The organism is Virgibacillus sp. M23 (assembly GCF_034190895.1).
Taxonomy (GTDB): Bacteria; Bacillota; Bacilli; order Bacillales; family Amphibacillaceae; genus Virgibacillus; species Virgibacillus salarius.
This window is the reverse complement of record NZ_JAWDHA010000133.1, coordinates 1-815: the sequence shown is the minus strand read 5'-3', so window position 1 is coordinate 815 and position 815 is coordinate 1. Positions and strand designations below refer to the sequence as shown.

General features: G+C 39.3%; 1 protein-coding gene. It reads left to right on the top strand.

The window, feature by feature from the left end:
• Positions 1-815: transposase (locus tag RVS70_RS21590; protein WP_321134772.1), on the top strand; the 815-nt coding region annotated here is incomplete at both ends.

Sequence of the window (815 nt, the reverse complement as noted above, 5' to 3'; positions counted from 1 at the left end):
CGTTTTTGTACAACGTGTTCTGTAGGAGAAAGTGAAGAATGGAGTCGCGTCCTTACAGAAGATATAGTACAAGTGAACCATCGGCATGTAATCTTTACGATAGATGAAAAATTACGGGCTATATTTCTATGGCATCGAGAGCTTTTGAAACCCCTTATGGATGAAGCTGCGAAGCTAATCACGGGTTATTTTCGAAAGAAGGCAAAAGTGAAACCGGGGATAATTGCCGGATTACATACATTTGGGTCAAGAGTGAATTTCAATCCCCATGTTCATATGTTAGTGACAATGGGAGGAGTTACGAAAAAAGGAGAATGGAAAGCGTACGACTATATACCGTTTACGATGCTTCGAAAGCAATGGCAGACGGTGGTGTTAAAATTCATTCGTAACCACTTGTCAAATAAGGAAAAGAAAAGAATTCAACCAAGATTACAACAGGCTTTTTCTAATAATGGGGAAGGCTTCTATGTGTATGCCCCAAAACAAAGAGGAAAGGTGAAGGACCAACTGCGTTATATTGGCCGCTATATTCGTCGACCAGCGATTGGGAACAATCGTATCGAGGAATATGATGGTCAACATGTGACATTCAAATATATGGATAAAGTAGACGGTAAAGAAAAACATGAGACCGTAACGGTAGAAGAATTTATTATTCGATTAATACGTCATATTCCTAATGAACAGTTCAAGACAATTCGTCACTATGGGGTGTATTCTAGAAGGAGTAAGAGCTTAAGCAAAAAGCTATTAGCTACATGGCAACAAGGTACAAGGAAATGGATAGTAAAAGTGAAGAAGACATTACGCCG